At 55.9% G+C, this 19,165-nt stretch carries 17 protein-coding genes; 7 read left to right on the top strand and 10 right to left on the bottom strand.

Annotated features, from left to right (window positions below; all coding sequences use genetic code 11):
* Positions 1–245: 245 nt before the first annotated feature.
* Positions 246–764 (bottom strand): PadR family transcriptional regulator, encoded by a 519-nt coding sequence (locus tag AC22LX_RS12495; protein WP_015369599.1) that lies wholly within the window; start codon positions 762–764, stop codon positions 246–248.
* A gap of 228 nt (positions 765–992) precedes the next feature.
* Between AC22LX_RS12495 and AC22LX_RS12490 the strand changes: the two genes are divergently transcribed.
* Entirely contained in the window at positions 993–1,766 is a 774-nt protein-coding gene (locus tag AC22LX_RS12490; RefSeq protein WP_047050789.1) for a siderophore-interacting protein, read from the top strand.
* Positions 1,767–1,869: 103 nt separating this feature from the next.
* Here the strand turns inward: AC22LX_RS12490 and AC22LX_RS12485 are convergent, their stop codons facing one another.
* The 4 genes from AC22LX_RS12485 to dhaK form a co-directional block, all read right to left on the bottom strand.
* Positions 1,870–3,519 (bottom strand): glycerone kinase, encoded by a 1,650-nt coding sequence (locus tag AC22LX_RS12485; RefSeq protein WP_049060940.1) that lies wholly within the window; start codon positions 3,517–3,519, stop codon positions 1,870–1,872.
* A 74-nt stretch (positions 3,520–3,593) separates the two neighbouring features.
* On the bottom strand, positions 3,594–5,012 hold the full coding sequence (gene dhaM / locus AC22LX_RS12480) for a dihydroxyacetone kinase phosphoryl donor subunit DhaM (RefSeq protein WP_045392255.1): 1,419 nt from the start codon (positions 5,010–5,012) through the stop codon (positions 3,594–3,596).
* A gap of 10 nt (positions 5,013–5,022) precedes the next feature.
* Positions 5,023–5,655, bottom strand: coding sequence for a dihydroxyacetone kinase subunit DhaL (gene dhaL / locus AC22LX_RS12475; protein WP_007372179.1), 633 nt, complete (start codon positions 5,653–5,655; stop codon positions 5,023–5,025).
* 10 nt (positions 5,656–5,665) lie between these two features.
* A complete protein-coding gene (dhaK, locus tag AC22LX_RS12470; protein WP_020077889.1) occupies positions 5,666–6,736 on the bottom strand; it encodes a dihydroxyacetone kinase subunit DhaK in 1,071 nt (356 codons plus the stop codon).
* A 555-nt stretch (positions 6,737–7,291) separates the two neighbouring features.
* Between dhaK and AC22LX_RS12465 the strand changes: the two genes are divergently transcribed.
* Positions 7,292–8,389, top strand: a complete 1,098-nt coding sequence (locus AC22LX_RS12465) for a glycerol dehydrogenase (protein WP_007372182.1) — start codon at positions 7,292–7,294, stop codon at positions 8,387–8,389.
* Positions 8,390–8,505: 116 nt separating this feature from the next.
* The gene (gene dhaR / locus AC22LX_RS12460; RefSeq protein ID WP_045392252.1) at positions 8,506–10,431 is read left to right on the top strand and encodes a dihydroxyacetone kinase operon transcriptional regulator DhaR; all 1,926 of its coding nucleotides are present in this window, start codon (positions 8,506–8,508) and stop codon (positions 10,429–10,431) included.
* A gap of 293 nt (positions 10,432–10,724) precedes the next feature.
* Here the strand turns inward: dhaR and AC22LX_RS12455 are convergent, their stop codons facing one another.
* Positions 10,725–10,961, bottom strand: a complete 237-nt coding sequence (locus tag AC22LX_RS12455; protein ID WP_223683740.1) for a hypothetical protein — start codon at positions 10,959–10,961, stop codon at positions 10,725–10,727.
* A gap of 51 nt (positions 10,962–11,012) precedes the next feature.
* On the opposite strand from AC22LX_RS12455, the gene AC22LX_RS12450 reads away from it, so the two are divergent.
* Together AC22LX_RS12450 and AC22LX_RS12445 are read left to right on the top strand one after the other, a co-directional pair.
* A complete protein-coding gene (locus AC22LX_RS12450) occupies positions 11,013–11,168 on the top strand; it encodes a hypothetical protein (protein WP_223683739.1) in 156 nt (51 codons plus the stop codon).
* 228 nt (positions 11,169–11,396) lie between these two features.
* Positions 11,397–11,693: a hypothetical protein gene (locus AC22LX_RS12445; RefSeq protein WP_487334007.1), complete on the top strand. Its 297-nt coding sequence runs from the start codon at positions 11,397–11,399 to the stop codon at positions 11,691–11,693.
* A 154-nt stretch (positions 11,694–11,847) separates the two neighbouring features.
* Here AC22LX_RS12445 and AC22LX_RS12440 read toward each other — a convergent pair whose 3' ends face one another.
* Positions 11,848–12,120 (bottom strand): hypothetical protein, encoded by a 273-nt coding sequence (locus AC22LX_RS12440; RefSeq protein WP_072047975.1) that lies wholly within the window; start codon positions 12,118–12,120, stop codon positions 11,848–11,850.
* Between the two features lie 680 nt (positions 12,121–12,800).
* Between AC22LX_RS12440 and AC22LX_RS12435 the strand changes: the two genes are divergently transcribed.
* Positions 12,801–13,841: a LacI family DNA-binding transcriptional regulator gene (locus tag AC22LX_RS12435; RefSeq protein ID WP_045392243.1), complete on the top strand. Its 1,041-nt coding sequence runs from the start codon at positions 12,801–12,803 to the stop codon at positions 13,839–13,841.
* 26 nt (positions 13,842–13,867) lie between these two features.
* On the opposite strand, the gene AC22LX_RS12430 is transcribed toward AC22LX_RS12435, so the two are convergent.
* The 3 genes from AC22LX_RS12430 to bglB are packed head-to-tail and all read right to left on the bottom strand — an operon-like array spanning position 13,868 to position 18,849.
* Positions 13,868–15,214 (bottom strand): MFS transporter, encoded by a 1,347-nt coding sequence (locus AC22LX_RS12430; protein ID WP_080941171.1) that lies wholly within the window; start codon positions 15,212–15,214, stop codon positions 13,868–13,870.
* Positions 15,215–15,250: 36 nt separating this feature from the next.
* Entirely contained in the window at positions 15,251–17,734 is a 2,484-nt protein-coding gene (locus AC22LX_RS12425; protein ID WP_487334006.1) for a PA14 domain-containing protein, read from the bottom strand.
* Positions 17,735–17,766: 32 nt separating this feature from the next.
* A complete protein-coding gene (gene bglB / locus AC22LX_RS12420; protein ID WP_047050794.1) occupies positions 17,767–18,849 on the bottom strand; it encodes a beta-galactosidase BglB in 1,083 nt (360 codons plus the stop codon).
* A 31-nt stretch (positions 18,850–18,880) separates the two neighbouring features.
* On the opposite strand from bglB, the gene AC22LX_RS12415 reads away from it, so the two are divergent.
* The gene (locus AC22LX_RS12415; RefSeq protein WP_131675848.1) at positions 18,881–19,087 is read left to right on the top strand and encodes a hypothetical protein; all 207 of its coding nucleotides are present in this window, start codon (positions 18,881–18,883) and stop codon (positions 19,085–19,087) included.
* The last annotated feature ends 78 nt before the right edge of the window (positions 19,088–19,165 follow it).

The following is a 19,165-nucleotide window of genomic DNA, read 5'->3' as shown; positions in this document are numbered from 1 at the left end:
CGTATCACATGATACTGAATTAAGTATTGCAGGGATTACGCCAGCCTGGCAGCGACGATGAAAATCGGGATAAACGCAAAGTTAAGGCGCAAATGTGCAAAATTTAATCTCATAACTTAATTATTGGCACGTTTTATTCCTGAGGCTGCAAGATAAACTGCCGTTGGGGTGTGAAGCGGTATGAATTGGGGTGGTGCAGGCTGCCGCGTGATGGAGCAGCCTGGGAACTATTGTGGTGCGAGAGGTTAATCGAGCTGGGAGATTTCCATCGCCGCGCGGTCAATCACGCCGATGATCTGTTTCAATTGAGCGTCGCTGATGCTCTGCTGGTTGACCTTCAGGTCCAGCACCGCTTTAAAGTTCTCCAGCGCGCGTTTCATCTGCGGATTTTTGCGCAATTCGCAGCCGACCATGCGTTCCTGCAGGCGCGTCTGAATTTGGCTTAACAGCTCGCCGCTTTCGGCGCGCAGGCGGCGCCCCTCTTCAGTGATAGCGATTTTTTTACGCCCATTCTCCTCTTCTACGCTAATCAATCCCTGATCCTGCAGCAGGTCGAGCGTCGGATAGATGACGCCGGGGCTGGGGCTGTAATTGCCCTGCGTCAGCGCCTCAATCTCTTTAATCAGCTCATAGCCGTGGCTGGCGTTGCGCGAAAGGATATCGAGGATCACCAGGCGCAATTCGCCGTGGCCAAAGAAACGCTGGCGGCGTCCGCCGCCGCGACGGCCCTGTTCGCCGTGGCCCTCTTCGTGATGATGTCGCATCGATGTCTCCTGTATTTTTGATATATCTAATTTATATCTAAAAAATAATAAATGACAACGGTTTATTTTTAATTGACTGATATAATTGAATTTGTTTTTGATTTTGGCTTTATTGTGACTTTCTCTCGCTTTATATCAAAAAAAACTTGCCATTTTCACTAATGGCAATCATTATCATTTGCACTGAGTTTAGATATATCTATTTACCCTTCACCAAGGCGACGACGGATGACCACAATTAAACAAGCAAAATATCCGCAGCGCGTGCGTAACGAACTACGTTTTCGCGAATTAACCGTGCTGCGCGTTGAGCGTATCGGCCAGGCGTTCCAGCGGATTGTGCTGGGCGGCGAGGCGCTGGATGGCTTTGTTTCCCAGGGTTTTGACGACCACACTAAACTGTTTTTCCCGCAGGCGGGCAGCGTATTTACGCCGCCGGAAGTGACCGACGAAGGCATTAACTGGGGCGAGGGCGTGCGCCCGGCGACCCGTGACTACACGCCGCTGTACGATGCCGAACGCCACGAGCTGGCTTACGATTTTTATATCCACGATGGCGGTATTGCCAGCCGCTGGGCGCTGGAAGCCAACGTCGGCGATAAGCTGGTGATCGGCGGGCCGCGCGGTTCGCTGGTGGTGCCGGAAGATTACGCCTGGCAGCTTTATGTCTGTGACGAGTCGGGAATGCCGGCGCTGCGCCGCCGCCTGCTGGGATTGCGCCAGCTGCCGGTGACGCCGCAGGTGACGGCCATCGTCTCTATTGCGGATGCTTCGTATAAAGATTATCTGGCGGATCTCGACGGCTTTAATATCGAATGGGTGGTAGGCCACCACCCGGCGTTCGTCGCCGAGCGTCTGGCACAGGTTAAGGTGCCGTCAGAAGATTATTTCATCTGGCTGACCGGAGAAGGCGGCGTGGTGAAATCGCTGCTGGCGCGCTTTGAGGATCCGAGTATCGATCAGCAGCTGGTGCGTTCGCAGGCGTACTGGCATAGCAAATAATAGATAGAGCGGTAAACCCGGATGGCGGCGCGTTGCGCCTTCTCCGGGCTACCTTTCAATGGTGTTATGTCGCCCCGGTAAGCGCAGCGCCACCGGGGGAGGTTTAGCGTTCCGCCAGCGCCTTAAACACCATCGCTACCGCGTGAGCGCCGGGGTCCATATTGCCGAGCAGGCTCTCGCTGTTGAGATAGGAGGCGCGTCCGGCACCGGCTTTGCTCGACTGGCAGGTGCGATCCGCGCCGGCCTGCGCCGCGACGAAAGCGGCCTGCAGATTATCCGGTTCGGCCAGCAGCGCCGCCAGCGCCGGCTGCAGGGCATCAATCATCGTCCGGTCTCCCTCATCGGCGCCGCCGTAAAATTTCATCTGCCCCAGACCGGCATTTAGCGCTTCCGCCATGCTGGCGCCTTGCTCCAGCTTCTGTCCGGCGGCGGTGAAGAAAATCGACATCAAGACGCCGCTGGAGCCGCCCATTACCACCGTCAGGCGTTCGCCAATCAGTGCGAACAGCGTGGGTAAATCATTGAGCGGCAGTTGCTGGCGTTGCAGCAGAGCGGCAATCTCGCGCGCGCCGGCGGCGAAAGTGGAGCCGGTATCGCCGTCGCCCACTTTGGCGTCCAGCGCGTTGAGATGGGCTTCGAGGCCGGAGAGCGTGCTGGTCACCTGCGCCACGTAATCGCCCACCTGCGGGTTGGTCGATGGCGTAAAGGCGACGCGTGCGCTGGCAAGCGCGGACGGCATGATATTAACAGCCCGCGGCTGCACCGGCTTCTGCCAACTGGCGGTTTCGACATCCGACAGCAGCGCCTTTTCAATGCTCTCTTCCAGCACGATAGTGGTCAGCGAGAAGCCTTTCATATCCAGCGCCGTTACCAGCGAAGCGGGGCCAATCAACCAGTCAACGCGCGCATGGAGTGGGGTGTTGGCCAGCTCGCGGGTCAGAATCGCCATCTCGGCCACCGACACGCCGCCGAGATTATTGAGCATCACCGCCAGGCGGCCGGTTTCAGGTAGGGCGGCGGTTAGCTTCTCTACCATAATCTGCATGATTTCCGCGCTGTTATGGGTCGCGATCGTCGAAGCTCCCGGCTCGCCGTGGATGCCCATCCCCAGCTCGGCGTGGCCAGGCTGATGGCGCGGCGCGCTTTCCGCTTCCTGCGGCAGGTGACAGCTGGCCAGCGCCACCCCGATGCTGGCGGTATGGTTGGCGGCGTATTGCGCTTCGCGCAGGACGGTGGCGAGGTTGAAGCCGCGCTCGGCGAAATAGCCCGCCACTTTATGCACCAGAATGGTCCCGGCGATACCGCGCGGCTGTTTGTTATCCGGCAGCGAAATATCGTCGCCGACGATCAGCATCTCCACGTTGTAGCCAAGACGGCGCGCTTTCTCCGCCGCGAGGCCGAAGTTAAGCCGATCGCCGGTGTAGTTTTTAACGATCAGCAGACAGCCCGCCTCGCCGGTCACCGCCTGAATCGCGGTGAGTACCGCATCGACGCTCGGCGAGGCGAACAGATCGCCGGAGACCGCGGCGGTCAGCATGCCTTTACCAATAAAGCCGACGTGCGCTGGTTCATGGCCGGAGCCGCCGCCGGAAATCACCGCCACGTTGTTTTTATTCAGATCGCGGCGCACCACTACGCGGATCGCCGGGTCGCTCTCCAGCCTGGCGAGGTTGTTCCACGGGCTGGCAATAATGGTTCCCTCGATCACGTCGTTAACGAGGCTGGCGCGCTGGTTAAAAAAGAATTGAGACATAGTGGTTCCTGAAGAGTAAGCGAAAACTCACCCTCCGGAGGCGGGCCTCCGGAGTGGTAACGGTCAAAGTGGATTTAGCGACGAATAAGACGTTGCTGACGCATATCGAGCGTGATGGCTTCGCCAGGCTGAATATCATTCAGCGCGTTGCCCTGCTGGCATAACCAGGCGATCCCCGCCGCGCGGGCGATAATCGCGCCGTGGGCCTGTTCGCTGCCGTCGCGCAGGCACAGGCCGGTGACCTTGCTGGCATCCAGTTGGAGTACGGTCGAGGGATAAATATTGTCGGCGATAATAATCGTCGGCTCACTGGCGAATGGCAGCGTCTCCTTAATACCCTGCAGATGGCGTAGCGTGCGCTGCAGAATATCTTCGATATCGATATAGCGCGCCTGCAGGTAGGCGTCATCCAGCTGGCGATACTGTTGGCTGAGCTCCATCAGCACCTGATGCCACGCCCATTCCGCTGAGCACTGTTCGGTGAGCAGACGATCGTTGGCGGCATCAAACAGATCTTCATCGTCGAGTAAAGTGTGATGACCGGCGAAGATCGCCGCGATATCGGCGTTAAATTTGTTTTCCGCCAGCTCGGTGAGCGCATTGAGATCGGCCAGCGTCTGGTCGATCGCCTGGCGCAGGCGTTGCTGCTCGCGAGCAACGTCGGCGGCGGCGGGGAGCGCCGGTTGGATCGGCGCCAGCGGATAAAGCAGCGCCGCGCCTTCAACACGCACAGGTATGGCGGGTTCCGCAGTCGGCTGCACCTCCGGCGACTCGCCGAAGTTATCGGCGGCTAGCGCCTGAAACGCCGCCAGCGCCGCATCGGCGTCCGGACCGCGAGCCAGCAGGCGCAGCTTATCGTGGCGGCGCACCTGCAGCAGAGCGATTTGATTCAGACTGTCCGGGGTGACGCATTTGCCGTTTTTCTCCAGCACCAGGTCGGCGTTAAAACCCGCCAGCGCGGCGACCAGCTTCGATGCCGGACGCACGTGCAGGCCGTTGTGATTGTTAATAATGACTGAAACCGATTTAGCGTCGCCGTCGTCAGCAAGCGTTGGGGCGGCGGCGTCAGGCGTGTGCGAGGGTAAACCCAGCTGAACCCGCTTGGCTTCCAGGGCGTTCATGGCATCGGCGATAACCTTGTCGATCCCGGCGCCGGAGGCGGCGCTGACGGTGGCCGCCAGCGTCCCTTCGACCAGCGGCGCGGCGCACAGCCGCACCTTTGCCGCAATCGCCGGATCGAGCAGATCGAGGGCGGTTTCGGCGCTGAGCAGGGCGCTGCCGATATCCATCATCACCAGTACATGGTCGGTGTCGGCGACGGATTCGATCGCCTCCATGACTTTAATCGGATCGGTGCCGATCGGGCTGTCGGGATCGTCGATCCCGGCGGCGATCGCCAGCTTACAGCCATCGTTCATTAACATCTGCCGGGCCAGTTCTCCGACACCTTCGCCCAGCCGGGCGCTATGAGAAACAATAACCAGGTTTACCATCGCGATTTCCTTACTCTTTGGCGGCGGCAGCCAGCATCTGAACCATAAACAGCACCGAGGTCGCGCCGGGATCCTGATGCCCGATACTGCGCTCGCCGAGATAGCTGGCGCGGCCTTTACGCGCCTGCATGGTGATGGTGGCGTGGGCGGCGCGCTCGGCCACTTCGCAGGCGGCATCCAGCGCGGCAGGGATAGACAGATGCTGCTCGCTGGAATGACGCAGGGATTCCACTACCGGCAGCCAGACGTCGCACATCGTCTTATCGCCCGGCTCCGCTTTACCGCGGTTGACGACGCCGTCCGCGCCTTCGCGGATCATCTGATAAAGTTCGTCGAGGGTCAGGCTCTGATGCGCCTGGGTGACCTGGGCGGCGCGGATAAAAAAGGTGCCGAACAGCGGGCCGCTGGCGCCGCCGACGTTGGAAAGCAGCGTCATCCCGGTATTCTTGAGAATAAAACCGATGTCTTTATCGGCGATCGACGGCAGCTTTTCGACGACTTTGCTGAAGCCGCGATGCATATTGAGGCCGTGGTCGGCGTCGCCGATCTCTTTATCAAGGCCGGTGAGAAAATCGCTCTGTTTGGTGAAAATGTCGCCGCAGCGGTACAGCCAGTCGACGATTTGCGTTCTGTTCAGTGACATGTCGTGCTCCTTATTTTCCCCAGTTCAGCGCCGGGGTATGGACCGGGGCGTCCCATAACGCCAGCGTGTCATCATCCGCTTTCAGCAGGGTGATGGAGAAACCCGCCATATCCAGCGAGGTGCAGTAGCTGCCGATGAGGTTGCGTTCAATCACAATGCCGGACGCTTCGCAGCGCTGGGCGAGGCGGTTGTAAACGCCATACAGTTCGGAAAGCGGCGTGGCGCCGAGGTTATTGACCAGCGCGATAACCCGATCGCCGTTTTGCAGCGCGGTTTTGCTCTGTTTCACTTCCTGCCACGCCCCCTTGACGTTATCCCACTGGCGCAGCGTGCGGCTGTATGCGCCGTTTTCCAGAAGGGTATCGAACATCTCATCGACGGTTTGGTCGAGCGAGCTGAAGCGGCGGCGGTCGATACCCGGCTCGCCATGGATGCCGACGCCGAACTCCATCTCATCATCTTTCAGGGTAAACGAGGGCTGTCCGGCGGCCGGTACGGTGCAGGCGCCCAGCGCGATGCCAATCGAGTGACCAAGGTTATTTAAACGGCGGCCCAGTTCGGCGCAGGCTTCCAGCGAGTCGCCGCGTTCGGCGGCGGCGCCGACCAGTTTTTCAATCAGTACGGTATTGGCGACGCCGCGGCGTCCGGCGGTGTAGAGGCTATCTTTTACCGCCACGTCGTCATCCACCACGACGGTGGTGACCTTAACGCCGCTTTCGTGCAGCAGCTCGGTGGCGGTCTCAAAATTCAGGATGTCGCCGGTATAGTTTTTGATAATCAGCAGGACGCCTTCGCCGCCGTCAATCTGCATCGCGCATTCGAACATTTTGTCCGGCGTCGGCGAGGTGAAAATTTCCCCCGGGCAGGCGCCGGAGAGCATGCCCTGGCCGATGTAGCCGCAGTGCATCGGTTCGTGTCCGCTGCCGCCGCCGGAGAGCAGCGCCACTTTGCCGGCGACCGGCGCATCGGCGCGGGTCACATAGACCGGGTCCTGGTGCAGCGTCAGTTCAGGATGCGCCTTCGCCAGGCCGATAAGCTGTTCACTCAGTACATCTTCCACACGGTTAATCAGTTTTTTCATTGTTTATGCTCCGTAGGGTAGGGGAGGTCGCCTGTCTATAAGGGTAGCCCGGCGATGTAGTGATTCTGGCTGAGCGGGCGCAAAATAAAACGCCGTCAAAATGAGTTCCATAACGGAACGTAGAAAATGATTTTTGTTCCTTTATGGAACGTTATTCGCCGATAAACAGGAAAATTGCGAGCCAGCGCTAATAATGTGGCCGTGTTTTTCTGCTATCAGAGCGGGGCCGATGATGATTTTTTTCGCTATTGCGCCGCATTGAGGCGATTTTCTGCGTTAAAGAGGAGGGACGATAGCGGCTTTTTTGCCAAAATGAGCCGATCGCGATCGCAATCCCATCGCTTTCTCAGTCATGTCGTTTCAATGTGAAACGCATTATTTTTTTATCTGTTTCAGAACAGAACAAAAAAGGGAAAAATTTTTTTCGCTTTTGCTCGCCCTACAGTGGATGCATCGCTCCGGCAGCGTGGCTGTAGGCGCCATTGATACCAGGCGCCGCGGCATGACGGCCAGGGCTCACGTGTCAACATATGCACTTATTTGAGGGTGAAAGGAATGCTAAAAGTTATTCAATCTCCAGCCAAATATCTCCAGGGACCTGATGCCGCCATGCTGTTTGGCGAATACGCTAAAAACCTGGCCGACAGCTTTTTTGTTATCGCCGATGACTTCGTGATGAAGCTGGCGGGCGACAAAGTATTGAACGGCCTGCATAGCCACAATATTAGCTGCCATGCGGAACGGTTTAACGGCGAGTGCAGCCATGCGGAAATCAACCGCCTGATCGCTATTCTTAAGCAGCACGGCTGCCGCGGCGTGGTGGGTATCGGCGGCGGGAAAACCCTCGATACCGCGAAGGCTATCGGCTATTACCAGAAGCTGCCGGTGGTGGTGATCCCGACAATTGCCTCAACCGATGCGCCGACCAGCGCGCTGTCGGTTATCTACACCGAGGCGGGCGAATTTGAAGAGTATCTGATCTACCCGAAAAACCCGGATATGGTGGTGATGGACACGGCGATTATCGCCAAAGCGCCGGTACGCTTGCTGGTGGCCGGGATGGGCGATGCGCTCTCCACCTGGTTTGAAGCCAAGGCCTGTTTCGATGCGCGAGCTACCAGCATGGCGGGCGGGCAGTCCACGGCGGCGGCCTTGAGCCTGGCGCGCCTGTGCTATGATACGCTGCTGGCGGAAGGCGAAAAAGCACGCCTGGCGGCTCAGGCTGGAGTGGTGACCGATGCGCTGGAGCGCATTGTCGAAGCCAACACCTATCTGAGCGGTATTGGCTTTGAGAGCAGCGGCCTGGCCGGCGCGCACGCGATTCACAACGGTTTCACCATTCTTGAAGAGTGCCACCATCTGTATCACGGCGAAAAAGTCGCTTTCGGCACCCTGGCGCAGCTGGTGCTGCAAAACAGCCCGCTGGAAGAGATCGAAACCGTGATGGGCTTCTGTGAAAAAGTCGGCCTGCCGATCACCCTTGCGCAGATGGGCGTGAAAGAGGGTATTGAAAGCAAAATCCACGCGGTCGCGAAAGCCACCTGCGCAGAAGGCGAAACCATCCACAATATGCCGTTCCCGGTCACCGCGGATAGCGTCTACGCCGCCATCCTTACCGCGGACCTGCTTGGGCAGCAGTGGCTGGCGCGTTAATTCGTTTTCGCCTGACCGAGACGCCGCAGCATAATGCGGCATGAACTTTCCCCTCCGGCAGCCGCTGCCGGAGGGTTTTGTCGTTTTAACTGTGTTAACTACAGCGGAAAAGGGATATGACAGCTCAGACTCAGGGCGCGGAAAATGAAGTTTCAGCCGTTATCAGCCAGTCGTGGCATCGCTGCAGCAAATTTATGCAGCGGGAAACCTGGCAGGCGCCGCATCAGGCGCAGGGGCTGACCTTTGAATCGATCTGCCGTCGCAAAACCGCGCTGCTGACCATCGGTCAGGCGGCGCTGGAAGATGCGTGGGAGTTTATGGCCAACCGCCCCTGCGCGCTGTTCATCCTTGATGAGTCGGCCTGTATTCTGAGCCGCTGTGGTAACCCGCAGACACTGGAACAGCTGGCGGAACTGGGATTTCGCGACGGCAGCTACTGCGCGGAGAGCATTATCGGCACCTGCGCGCTGTCGCTGGCTTCGATGCTCGGACAGCCGGTCAACACCGCGGGCGACGAGCACTTTAAGCAGGCGCTGCGCCGCTGGTCGTTTAGTTCGACGCCGGTGTTCGATAACCATGGCCGCCTGTTTGGATCGATTTCGCTATGCTGTCTGCGCGAAGAGTGGGCCCCGGCGGATCTGTCGCTGACCTTGGCCATTGCCCGCGAAGTGGGTAACTCGCTGCTTACCGACAGCCTGCTGGCGGAATCTAACCGTCACCTTAATCAAATGTACGGCCTGCTGGAAAGTATGGACGACGGGGTGATGGCGTGGAACGAGCAGGGAGTGCTGCAGTTTCTCAACGTGCAGGCGGCCACGCTGCTGCATCTCGATACCCAGGCCAGCCAGGGGCGAAATATCAACGAACTGCTGACCCTGCCGGCGTTGCTGCGCCGCGCGATTAAACAGGCCCGCGGCCTTAATCATGTGGAAGTGACCTTCGAGAGCCAGCATCAGTTTATCGACGCGGTGATCACCCTGAAGCCTATCGTGGAGGAGCAGGGCAATAGCTTCATTTTACTGCTCCACCCGGTGGAGCAGATGCGTCAATTAATGACCAGCCAATTGGGCAAAGTGAGCCATACCTTCGAACAGATGTCGGCGGATGACCCGGAAACCCGTAGGCTGATCCACTTTGGCCGCCAGGCGGCGCGCGGCGCTTTTCCGGTGCTGCTGTGCGGCGAGGAAGGGGTGGGTAAAGAATTACTGAGCCAGGCTATCCATAACGAAAGCGAGCGGGCGCCGGGCCCGTATATTTCAGTTAACTGCCAGCTGTACGCCGACAGCGTACTGGGACAGGATTTTATGGGCAGCGCGCCAACCGACGATGAAAATGGCCGCCTCAGCCGACTCGAACTGGCTAACGGCGGCACGCTGTTCCTGGAAAAAATAGAGTATCTGGCCCCCGAGCTGCAGTCGGCGCTGCTGCAGGTGATAAAACAGGGCGTGCTGACGCGTCTTGATGCCCGGCGGCTGATTCCGGTGGATGTGAAAGTGATCGCCACCACCACCGTCGACCTCGCGAACCTGGTGGAGCAGAACCGCTTTAGCCGCCAGCTGTACTATGCGCTACATTCGTTTGAGATAGTCATTCCGCCGCTGCGGGCGCGGCGCGGCAGCATTCCTTCGCTGGTGCATAGCCGTCTGCGTCGGCTGGAGAAACGCTTTTCATCGCGGCTGAAGGTCGATGACGACGCGCTGGCCCAACTGACCGCCTACCCGTGGCCTGGCAATGATTTTGAGCTTAATAGCATTATTGAGAATATCGCGATGAGCAGCGATAACGGGCATATCCGCTTAAGCAATCTCCCCGAACATCTCTTCTCTACCCGGCCTGGTAGCGAAACGGCCTCATCGCTACTGCCGTCTAGCCTGTCTTTCAGCGCCATCGAGAAAGAGGCGATTATCCAGGCGGCGCGCGTGACCAACGGCCGGGTACAGGAGATGTCGCAGTTGCTGAATATTGGCCGTACCACGCTGTGGCGCAAGATGAAGCAGTACGATATCGACGCCGGGCAGTTTAAGCGCCGGGGGCAAAATTAACCGGCGGTTATTTGAATCAAGCGGCAATCGAGGCCGCCGACTCGCTTGCCGATCATTAGCGATGGAGCCATATCCCCTGACTTCTTGCTCAGGAGCGGCTTTACCTTTCATTACGCTTGCATACTGAACTATCTGCGATGGGTCCTCAAAGCCAGAAACGGCGCGGCATGACGGCCAGTACATTTCTCTTAATCTGGCGCAAATCAGTAGATTCTTGCGCTTGAATACGCCGTGATGCGTTTGATTTTGTTTCGCTTCCAAATTAAAATGCAGTCAATTATTCTGTTATAAATTCATCCTGCTAGTGAAATAAACCATTGTTTTTTCGTTTTAAGGGATACGATTTTGCTGAGAAGGGAGGCTTCTTTGTGTTCAATGGTGCAGCGCACTCTGACGTAAACAATTTCGTTAATATAGAAAAGGGGAGGCGCGGTAGAAAGAGTCAACCGTTTATCTCTTTCTCCAAAAACGGGGGGCATGTCAGGATCGCGGCTTTCATCGCTCGTCACGGTGAACATGTTGATATTCAAATAGATTATTCCACAAGAACCATCCGGGTTAAGAAGGTGGAGCACCACGGCGTGCGTATTAACGTCGGCGGCGTCTTTACCCGTAAGGTGCTGGTGAAACAGTTTCTGTTTGGCGAGAAGAAGACTATCCGCGTTGATCTCACCAAACAGGACGATGGCTGGTTTTATGGCGACTTGCCGGTAGAGTTTACGGCCAATTGCGCATAGTGCGTTATTGCCTGAATTAGCCATTATTCAGCTATGTCGATATGGAGATAGCTGAAGATGGCTTTTTTATATCAATGGGATATAAATACGAGTCATTATAGTTTCGTATTAAAAATTTATTTTTAAGTAAATAAGTGCCATTAAACTCTATTAAATAATAGTTATTTCCAATGATATCTTTGCAATAATTAAGGGAAAATAGAGACGCAAAAAAGGAAACGATAATTAATGGAAAATTTACTCAGACACTGTGAACAGGTTGCTGCTGGCCCCTATAGCCGCGACGCCCGCGCGCTGGCGCATGAAGTGATCGATACCATCTCGGCGGGCGTCCCGCCGGAGCAGCTGATTCTCCCGTGGATGTCCGTTAAAGAGGGGCTGCCCGACGCCAATAGCGGGCGCTACGTGTGCGCATATACGCCAGCACAATCTCAGGACCGCCGCTATCAGCTGGTCTCCGCCGCCATGTTCCGCGCCGTTTGTCGGGACGCCACCCACTGGTTTTATATGTGGGAAGAGCTGTGAGTGGGGAAGATAGGATGCTGTTCTACTGGCTATTTTTTAACAATAATGTTGTCGTAAAAATAAAGAGTATGGAGTCAGTATCGGGGCATGGCAAATGGATGTTTTATGCCGCCTAAGGTGTCCCTGAGCGAACACCTAAGGCGAGTATTATTAATTAACAGCGTCCTGCGGCTTTTGATAATGCATCACATGTTTTACTAGTAGAACTTGCTACACCACCAGCGCAAATAGCATCAGAAACCGTACTGCTTCCCCCTATTGATATCAGTCCATAAAGTTTTGGTTCTGCAGCTTTAGTGACATAACAACGGTGTGCTTTCTTACCTATTGTCGCCACAAAATTGGTTTTAACGCCATTTTGCTGAACATCTGAAATTGTCACGTCAGAAGCATTGACATTTAATGTAAACGCTGCGGCATCTCGCATTTCGTTTTCTGTCGCGATCGGTGGTTTTGATACGCATCCGATTAATAAAATGGCGGGAAGTATGCATGTCGTTAATTTAAAAATTTCCATTTTGTTATCCATTATATAATTATGCGAAATGTATATATAGATTACAGGTTGATACATTTCTTTGATTTTGGACATCATTTTATATGTGCAATGAGAGTTGTGTTAATGCCAATGGGTTAATGATAATTTGGAAAAAGAAATTTGAGGTTAGTATTCATTTTGGTGATGTTGTAGATGTTTGATTGAAGGGCTTTATTTAATTAAATCATTGAGTTTGTGAATGCTTTTGTTTTTAAAAATTAACTCCTTCCATTTTTTCATCAAAATAATCATTTATGTCTGTTATATTTATGGCGTAAGGTAAGATAGTTATTAATACATTTAAATAGCAATCTCCCTTTACGCATTCGCCATTTATTCGGGCTCGCCGAATTTAGTGAGACAGCGATGCCGGTGACCGGATAGTGCGACTGACGATCACAAATCCGCGATTCTTAATCGATGCCGGGTAAAAAATGGCTTATCGTGCCGTGGTGCGCGAAGCCGTTTGGGCAGCGTCAATGGCTACACTGAATACTGCATATTATTCGCCAGTCGCGGCGGTTTTCATTTTTACGCCGAGTGGCGCGCGGTGTCATAAAGGATGAGAGATGAGTAAATCAGATAATCAGACAGAGCGCGATGCAGGATATCGCCGCGTGCGGCTGGAGGATATCGCTACCCGTTGTCGTACCTCGCTCAGTACCGTGTCGCGGGCGCTATCGGGCGAAAAAGGGGTCAGCCACGAACTGCGCACGCGTATTCAGGAAGTGGCGCGGGCCATGCGATATACGCCGGCTCAGGAGCTGGGCGGCGCGCGAATTGTGCTGGCTATTTCACAAGTGGCGATGCTGGATTACAACCGCTATCAGTTTAGCTGGTACGTCCTGCAAGGGTTAAAAGAGCGAGCGAAGGTGCTGGGCGTTGATCTCATTACTCATCAGCTCAGCGATAATGACAATGGCGCTCTACAGGCGCTGCTGGAAGAAGCGGACGTAGGCGGCGTGCTGGCGCTGACGGTGGACGACAGCGGTTTTCTGAATACGGTGGCGAACCTGAAAAAACCGGCGGTGTTGGTGAATACTGACGATCCGTTAATGCGCTTGTCCAGCGTGCTGCCCTGTAACCGTTCGGCCACGCGCATGGCCTGTGAATATTTACTCGAGCGCGGCCACCGCGACATTCTTTTTTTAACCCACCCAGGCAGGCGAACCATTGAACAGCGTGAGGATGGTTGGCGGGAAGCGATGCGCGCTCGCCAGCTGTTGTGCGACGATTCGCGGATCCTGACGGTAACCGACTGGCTGCCGGAGCTGGCGGAGCAGGCGGTGATTGCGCGTTTCCGTGATACTCCGCGCGAGTGTACGGCGATACTGTGCGCCAATGATTCGCTGGCGATCGGCGCGATCAACGGCGTGCGGGCCTTAGGACTGCGCGTGCCGGAAGATATCTCGGTAGTCGGTATGAATAACCTGCCGCAGGCGGAGTTTGCCACACCGCCGTTGACTACCGTTCACCTTCCGGTACACGAAATCGGCACGCTGGCGCTGGAGCTACTGCAGGATATGATTGCGGGTAGTGTCGAAATTCCAAGACGGGTTGAGCTGGCGTGCGCCATCGTCGAACGTCAATCGGTGGCCCGTATCGCCTGATACGCGCCACCGGTAAAGAGAGCGGGTTAGTCGAATTTAGCCCGCTCCATCTTCGGCACTAACAGCAGATACATAATCGCCCATGCCAGCAGATAAGCCACAGAGCTGATGGCGAACAGCGCCCAATAGTTACCAGAGGCTTCAAGCACGGCGCCAATCACCGTAGAGAAGATCACGCTGCCGATCATCCCGAAGGTACTGCCAATCCCCACGACAGAACCGACGGCTGCGCTCGGGAACAGATCGGATACCGAGGTCAGAATGTTGGCAGACCACCCCTGGTGCGCCGCCGCAGCTAACCCGACCAGCGCGACGGCGGCCCACAGATTTTCGACCTGGGTGGCGGCGAAAATCGGCAGGACCAGGCAGGCGCAGATCAGCATCGTGAGTTTACGTGCGCTGGCGGTGCTAAATCCTTTACTCATCAATTTGCCGGGTAACCAGCCTGCGCCGAGGCTGCCGACGATGGCGAAGAGATAAATAACGATCAGCGGCAGTCCCAGACCTTCCATGTTGATACCGCGGGATTCGTTGAGCCATTTTGGCAGCCAGAAGAGGAAGAACCACCAGATTGGGTCGGTCAACATTTTGCCTAATGCCACGGCCCACAGTTGGCGATAGCCCAGCAGATGCGTCCATTTAATGGCCGAAACGCTGACGGCTTCTTCTTTATCCTGAGCAATCCACGCCTGCTCTTCGGCGCTGGCCTTCGCTTTCACCGGACCAAAGGCAATGAACCAGGGAATCAGCCACAGTAAGCCAATGGCGCCGAGAATTAAAAACGCGCCGTGCCAGCCGTAATGCACTGCGATAAGCGGGATCAGCGCAGGCGAGATAACTACGCCGATATTGACCGCGACGCCAAGAATGCCGGTCGCCAGCGTGCGTTCCTTTTTAGGATGCCACTCGGCAATCACCTTCATCGCCGCCGGGAAGTTAGCGGACTCGCCTAGCCCAAGCAGGACGCGAACCAGCGCAAACCCCGCCACCGAACCGACGACCGCATGCGCCATCGCCGCGACGCTCCAGACGACCATCGCCGCCGCATAGCTGATTTTGGTCCCCAGTTTGTCGATAATTCGCCCGCATACCAGCGTGCCGACGCCATACGCGACGGTAAACGCATTGACCAGCCAGCTATATTCCATTTGCGTCCAGCCGATATCTTTTTGCAGCATCGGTGCCAGCAAGCCGAGGATCTGGCGATCCATATAGTTAACCGTTGTGGCAAACACCAGCATGGAGCAGATGACCCAGCGATAGTTGCTTTTCGGTTTAGCCATTTCGCGAGCGGGATTGTGCAGCGTATTCGGATTAACATCATCAGAGGCCTGCCCGGAAGGCACAGCCTGTTTGTCGATTTGCGTATCCATTATTATTTTCCTTGCCCGGTCTCTGCCGGGCGTTGGTTACAGAGGAAGTTCACGGCTGCTGCCCACGACGCTCCACTGCTGTGGGTCCAGCGTGCGGTTCTCGGCGCTCACTCGTCCATCGGCAAGGAAGCGCACCGTTCCGTACTGCGGATCGTTCACTTCAATACTGCCGTCGTCGTGCTGCATCATGGTCAGGTCGCTGAAACATGCGCTGAAGGTCTCGAGGGAGCTATCGACTCGATCGTTGATGCGAACCAGCCAGCGGGTTTGTTGCCCGTTAAGGCGTATTTCACAGCCGCGGGTTGGCCCCGTATTCACCGTTTCAAACGGCTGATTACCCACCAGCAGCGCCATACCGTCACCGCTGCGTACCGCCGCGCGCTGGCCGCTAATAACGACCTCATCAAACTGGCTTTGCGGCAGCCAGGCGTGAGTAAAGTCAGGCTGATCGGCGTGCAGATTGAAAGTCAGCACCGCCAGCCCGCGATATTGCTGCACGCGCGGCAGCGTGCCGCAGCCGCCCCAGTAGGAGGGGCGACCGAACCCGCCGTGCAGGGTCTCGCCTGGATGGTTGATCCAGATCTGCGCTTCGGGTTGGTTGCCAAGACGTAAATGGAACGGCGTCTCCTGATAGCCCCACTCTCCCCAGCGATAGCCGGCGATGGACCCCATCGCCGCATGGCGGTTTTTGTAGTGATAGAGTTTGGCGATCCGGTTAGCGCCCTGGGCAAAACACCACTCGATGGCGCTCTCTTTTTGCCAGGCGGCAACTTCTGCTAGTTCCGCCGGAAGGGTGAGCAGGCCATCACGCAGCAGCAGGGCTAATTGCGGCAGCGCATGGAAACGACAGCCATAGTTACCTTTGCCCCACAGCAGACGCGAAATCGCCGCCAGTTCCAGAGAGCGTCCGGCGCGTAGGGTGTGTTCGTAAGAACGTCCCTGCGAGGCGGTCAGAAAACCCTGGTGGGCGGAGCGGGCAATCTGCGCCAGCAAGCGCGTGATTGCCGCGATGGCGCGCTGGCTTATTTGCGCGTCGCCGGACAGCGCCGCCAGCGCGGTGAGACCTTTTAAATCAATGGGGAAGTAGGGCGCTGAGTTCCATTCGGCCATTTCACACTGCTCGAAATGGTCCAGCCAACTGATGACCCGCGCTTTACCCGCCGCCGCCTGCTCGCGCCCGCTGCGTCCTGAACGGGTGAAAGTCGCGTCCGGGAAGAGATTGCCCGCCAGCAGCGCCGCGGTGTGGAATAACAGGGCGTGGTTCTCAGAGAAATACCACTGTACATCGTTACCGGGTTCGTCCATCCAGTAGCGAAAACGCAGTATGGCGTCATCGATGCGCCCGCGAACCGCAGGATCGATCTTGTCGCCCCATACCGTCCGGCACCACAGCAGCGGCACAAGGGTAAAGTCGGCGCAATCGTGACAGTCGAGCACCGACGCCAGGACCCCATCCAGCATCTGCTGGGTTTGCTCATCGTTCAGGCCGCAGGCCAGGCGCGCCAGCGCTTTGACGCTGCTGTATTCACCTTCATGAGCGACCACCTCCAGCGCTTCCGCAATCCGCGCTTCCAGCGTTGTCGGGATTGCCGTCTGGCGGTCGGCGTGGCAGATTTCGACGCCCAGCGTGCGGCTTATCTTGAACCCTTCACGCTGCAGCGTAATGTGGAAATTGCGGAAGTCCGCCGGGATAGCTTCGCTTTCGGCAATGGCGACCAGCGACTCGCCGGCGGAGAGTCGGCTATCGAGCGTGACCGGTTCATCCAGCGAGATAAAATCCCCCAGCACGTTGACGTGCAGGCAGTAGTCCGTCGACGCGGGTTGAGGAAATACGAGGCGAATGGTGCCGCGGTTATATACCGGATGCTCGAAGGAAACGCCGTCCAGTAACTGCTCCATCTCTTTGACCTGCGCGTCGGTCAGCGGCGTTGCCAGCGCAATACGCAGCGGCTCGCCGTCAAGGTAGTCGAGTTGGAAAAAGAAGCGAATATCGCGTTCGGCTAAGTCATCAAACCACAGCTCCAGCTCGTTTTTCCCCGCCTGTAGCGACAGGCTGAATTCACGCTGGTTTTCGAGGTTACGCTGATAATCAGCCATCCAGAGTACTTCTTCGCCGTTAAGCTTCAGCAGCGCGCCGCCGCAGGTGGCGAGGCGAAAACGATACTCGCCCGCCTGTGGGCAATCGAGCAGCGTTCTGGCCCAGGCGCCGACGCGGGTTGGGCGAAACCAAAATCCGGAGAGGTCGACCCTGTCGGAAGCAAAAGGGAACCACCAGCGAAAGTAGTTTGCGCTGGCGAAAGGCTGCGGTTTTTTTTCAGCAAAGTGCTGGCGAAAATCGTCGCGGCACGGGTAGGTATGAGGAATGAAGTTTTTATGTTTACTTAAAAAGAAAAACGGGTCCATTTCGCCAGCCATCGGCGTGTCCGCCGTGTCATAGCGTAAACTGGTAATATCGGATAGCTGCCAGTAGCGCACGGCATTACCCGCCGTTAAATTAAAATTACTATATTCGATAGCCATTATTATTTTCTCCAAAAGAGAAGGGCGGTATTTTATTTTTTATCAGCGAGGCGCAAACCTTCGCTCAGGCATAATATTGCTAATGCCTGTCCATAGCCGGTAGGTTGTAATGGAATATCTTTATAAAATTGCAGGGTGCGCCCCATTCGGGTGCCATAAGAAACATTGTGTACCGTTCCTGCGGCATCAATATTATCCTGAACAATCTCCAGCGCTTTCATACCCGCCTGTAGCCATCGTTCATCGCCAATGCCAATACGCGCGCCTTTTAATAAGCCATAGCCAAAACCGGCGGTGGCGGAAATTTCGATGTAAGAGTCAGGATGGTCGAGCAGGGTGTGCCAGGCGCCATTAGCGGCCTGCAGGTCGATTAACGTATTAACCTGCTTTTTCAGGCACTCTATCAGGTACTCCCGAACGCCCGCGCCTACGTCGGCTAGTTCCAGTAATTCGAGTATACCGACGGTAATCCACGCATTACCGCGCGCCCAGCGGGCTTTAGCGAAGTTGCTGTTCTCGACAAAGCTCCAGCCGTGGTACCACAGCCCGGTTTGCGGATCGTTGAGATAGCGCGCATGCAGCAGGAACTGCCGAACGGCTTCATCTACCAGCTCCTGGCGCCCGGAAACCGTACCGTAGTGCGCGAGGAACAGTACTACCATGAACAGCGTATCGTCCCAGATCTCCATGTCGTTAATGCCGTCGGAAACCACATGCTGGAAGCCTTGTTCCGGCGTACGCGGCAGTTCCGTCATCACGCGATTTGCCCAGTTATCCAGCACCTGCTGGTAGTGCGGCTGCCGGTTATGGGACCAGAAAAGCGAGAGGGGAAGCATCGGCGCGGTAGTATTGACGTTGAGGCCTGGGAGACCTTTTTCGATATTTCCCTGAAACCACTGGTCAATAATTTGATATAGCTCATCAGACTTCGTGTTTTCCCATAAACGTACCAAACCAAATAGCCCTACGCCCTGCGGCCATTCCCAACTGGAAAATGAAATATAATCCCCGGCGCTACCGTCAAGATTGGGTTCATTAAACCGTCCGTTATCTTTTAATTCAGTAAATCCGCGCAGCAGTAAATCAATATTTTTATTCAGTGAATGCTTTTCCATTTTTTATTCTCATTCTCGCTCTAAGGATGATTTGGCTATAAGAATTAAATCACTACGCATTTCGTATGCGCAATACGAAAAAATTTTGCGTTTATATTTTGTGAGCCTTGCCGATATTTTATTGCCCTGCGCGGGCGTCGTTTTTTGCGAAAAAGGGACAGGAACTGTTGATAAAACAAGAGGTTGTTGGAACGCTGTTTCATTTTTGATTTTGGAAGCGCTAAAATTTTTTGCGTAAACAGCAAAATGGCTGGAGACTATCGAACCATCATTACTGATTCCAGAAAAAAGCCACTCTGTGGAGTGGCTTAATTGC

The organism is Klebsiella sp. PK01 (assembly GCF_057624675.1).
This window is presented reverse-complemented; position numbering and strand designations above follow the sequence as displayed.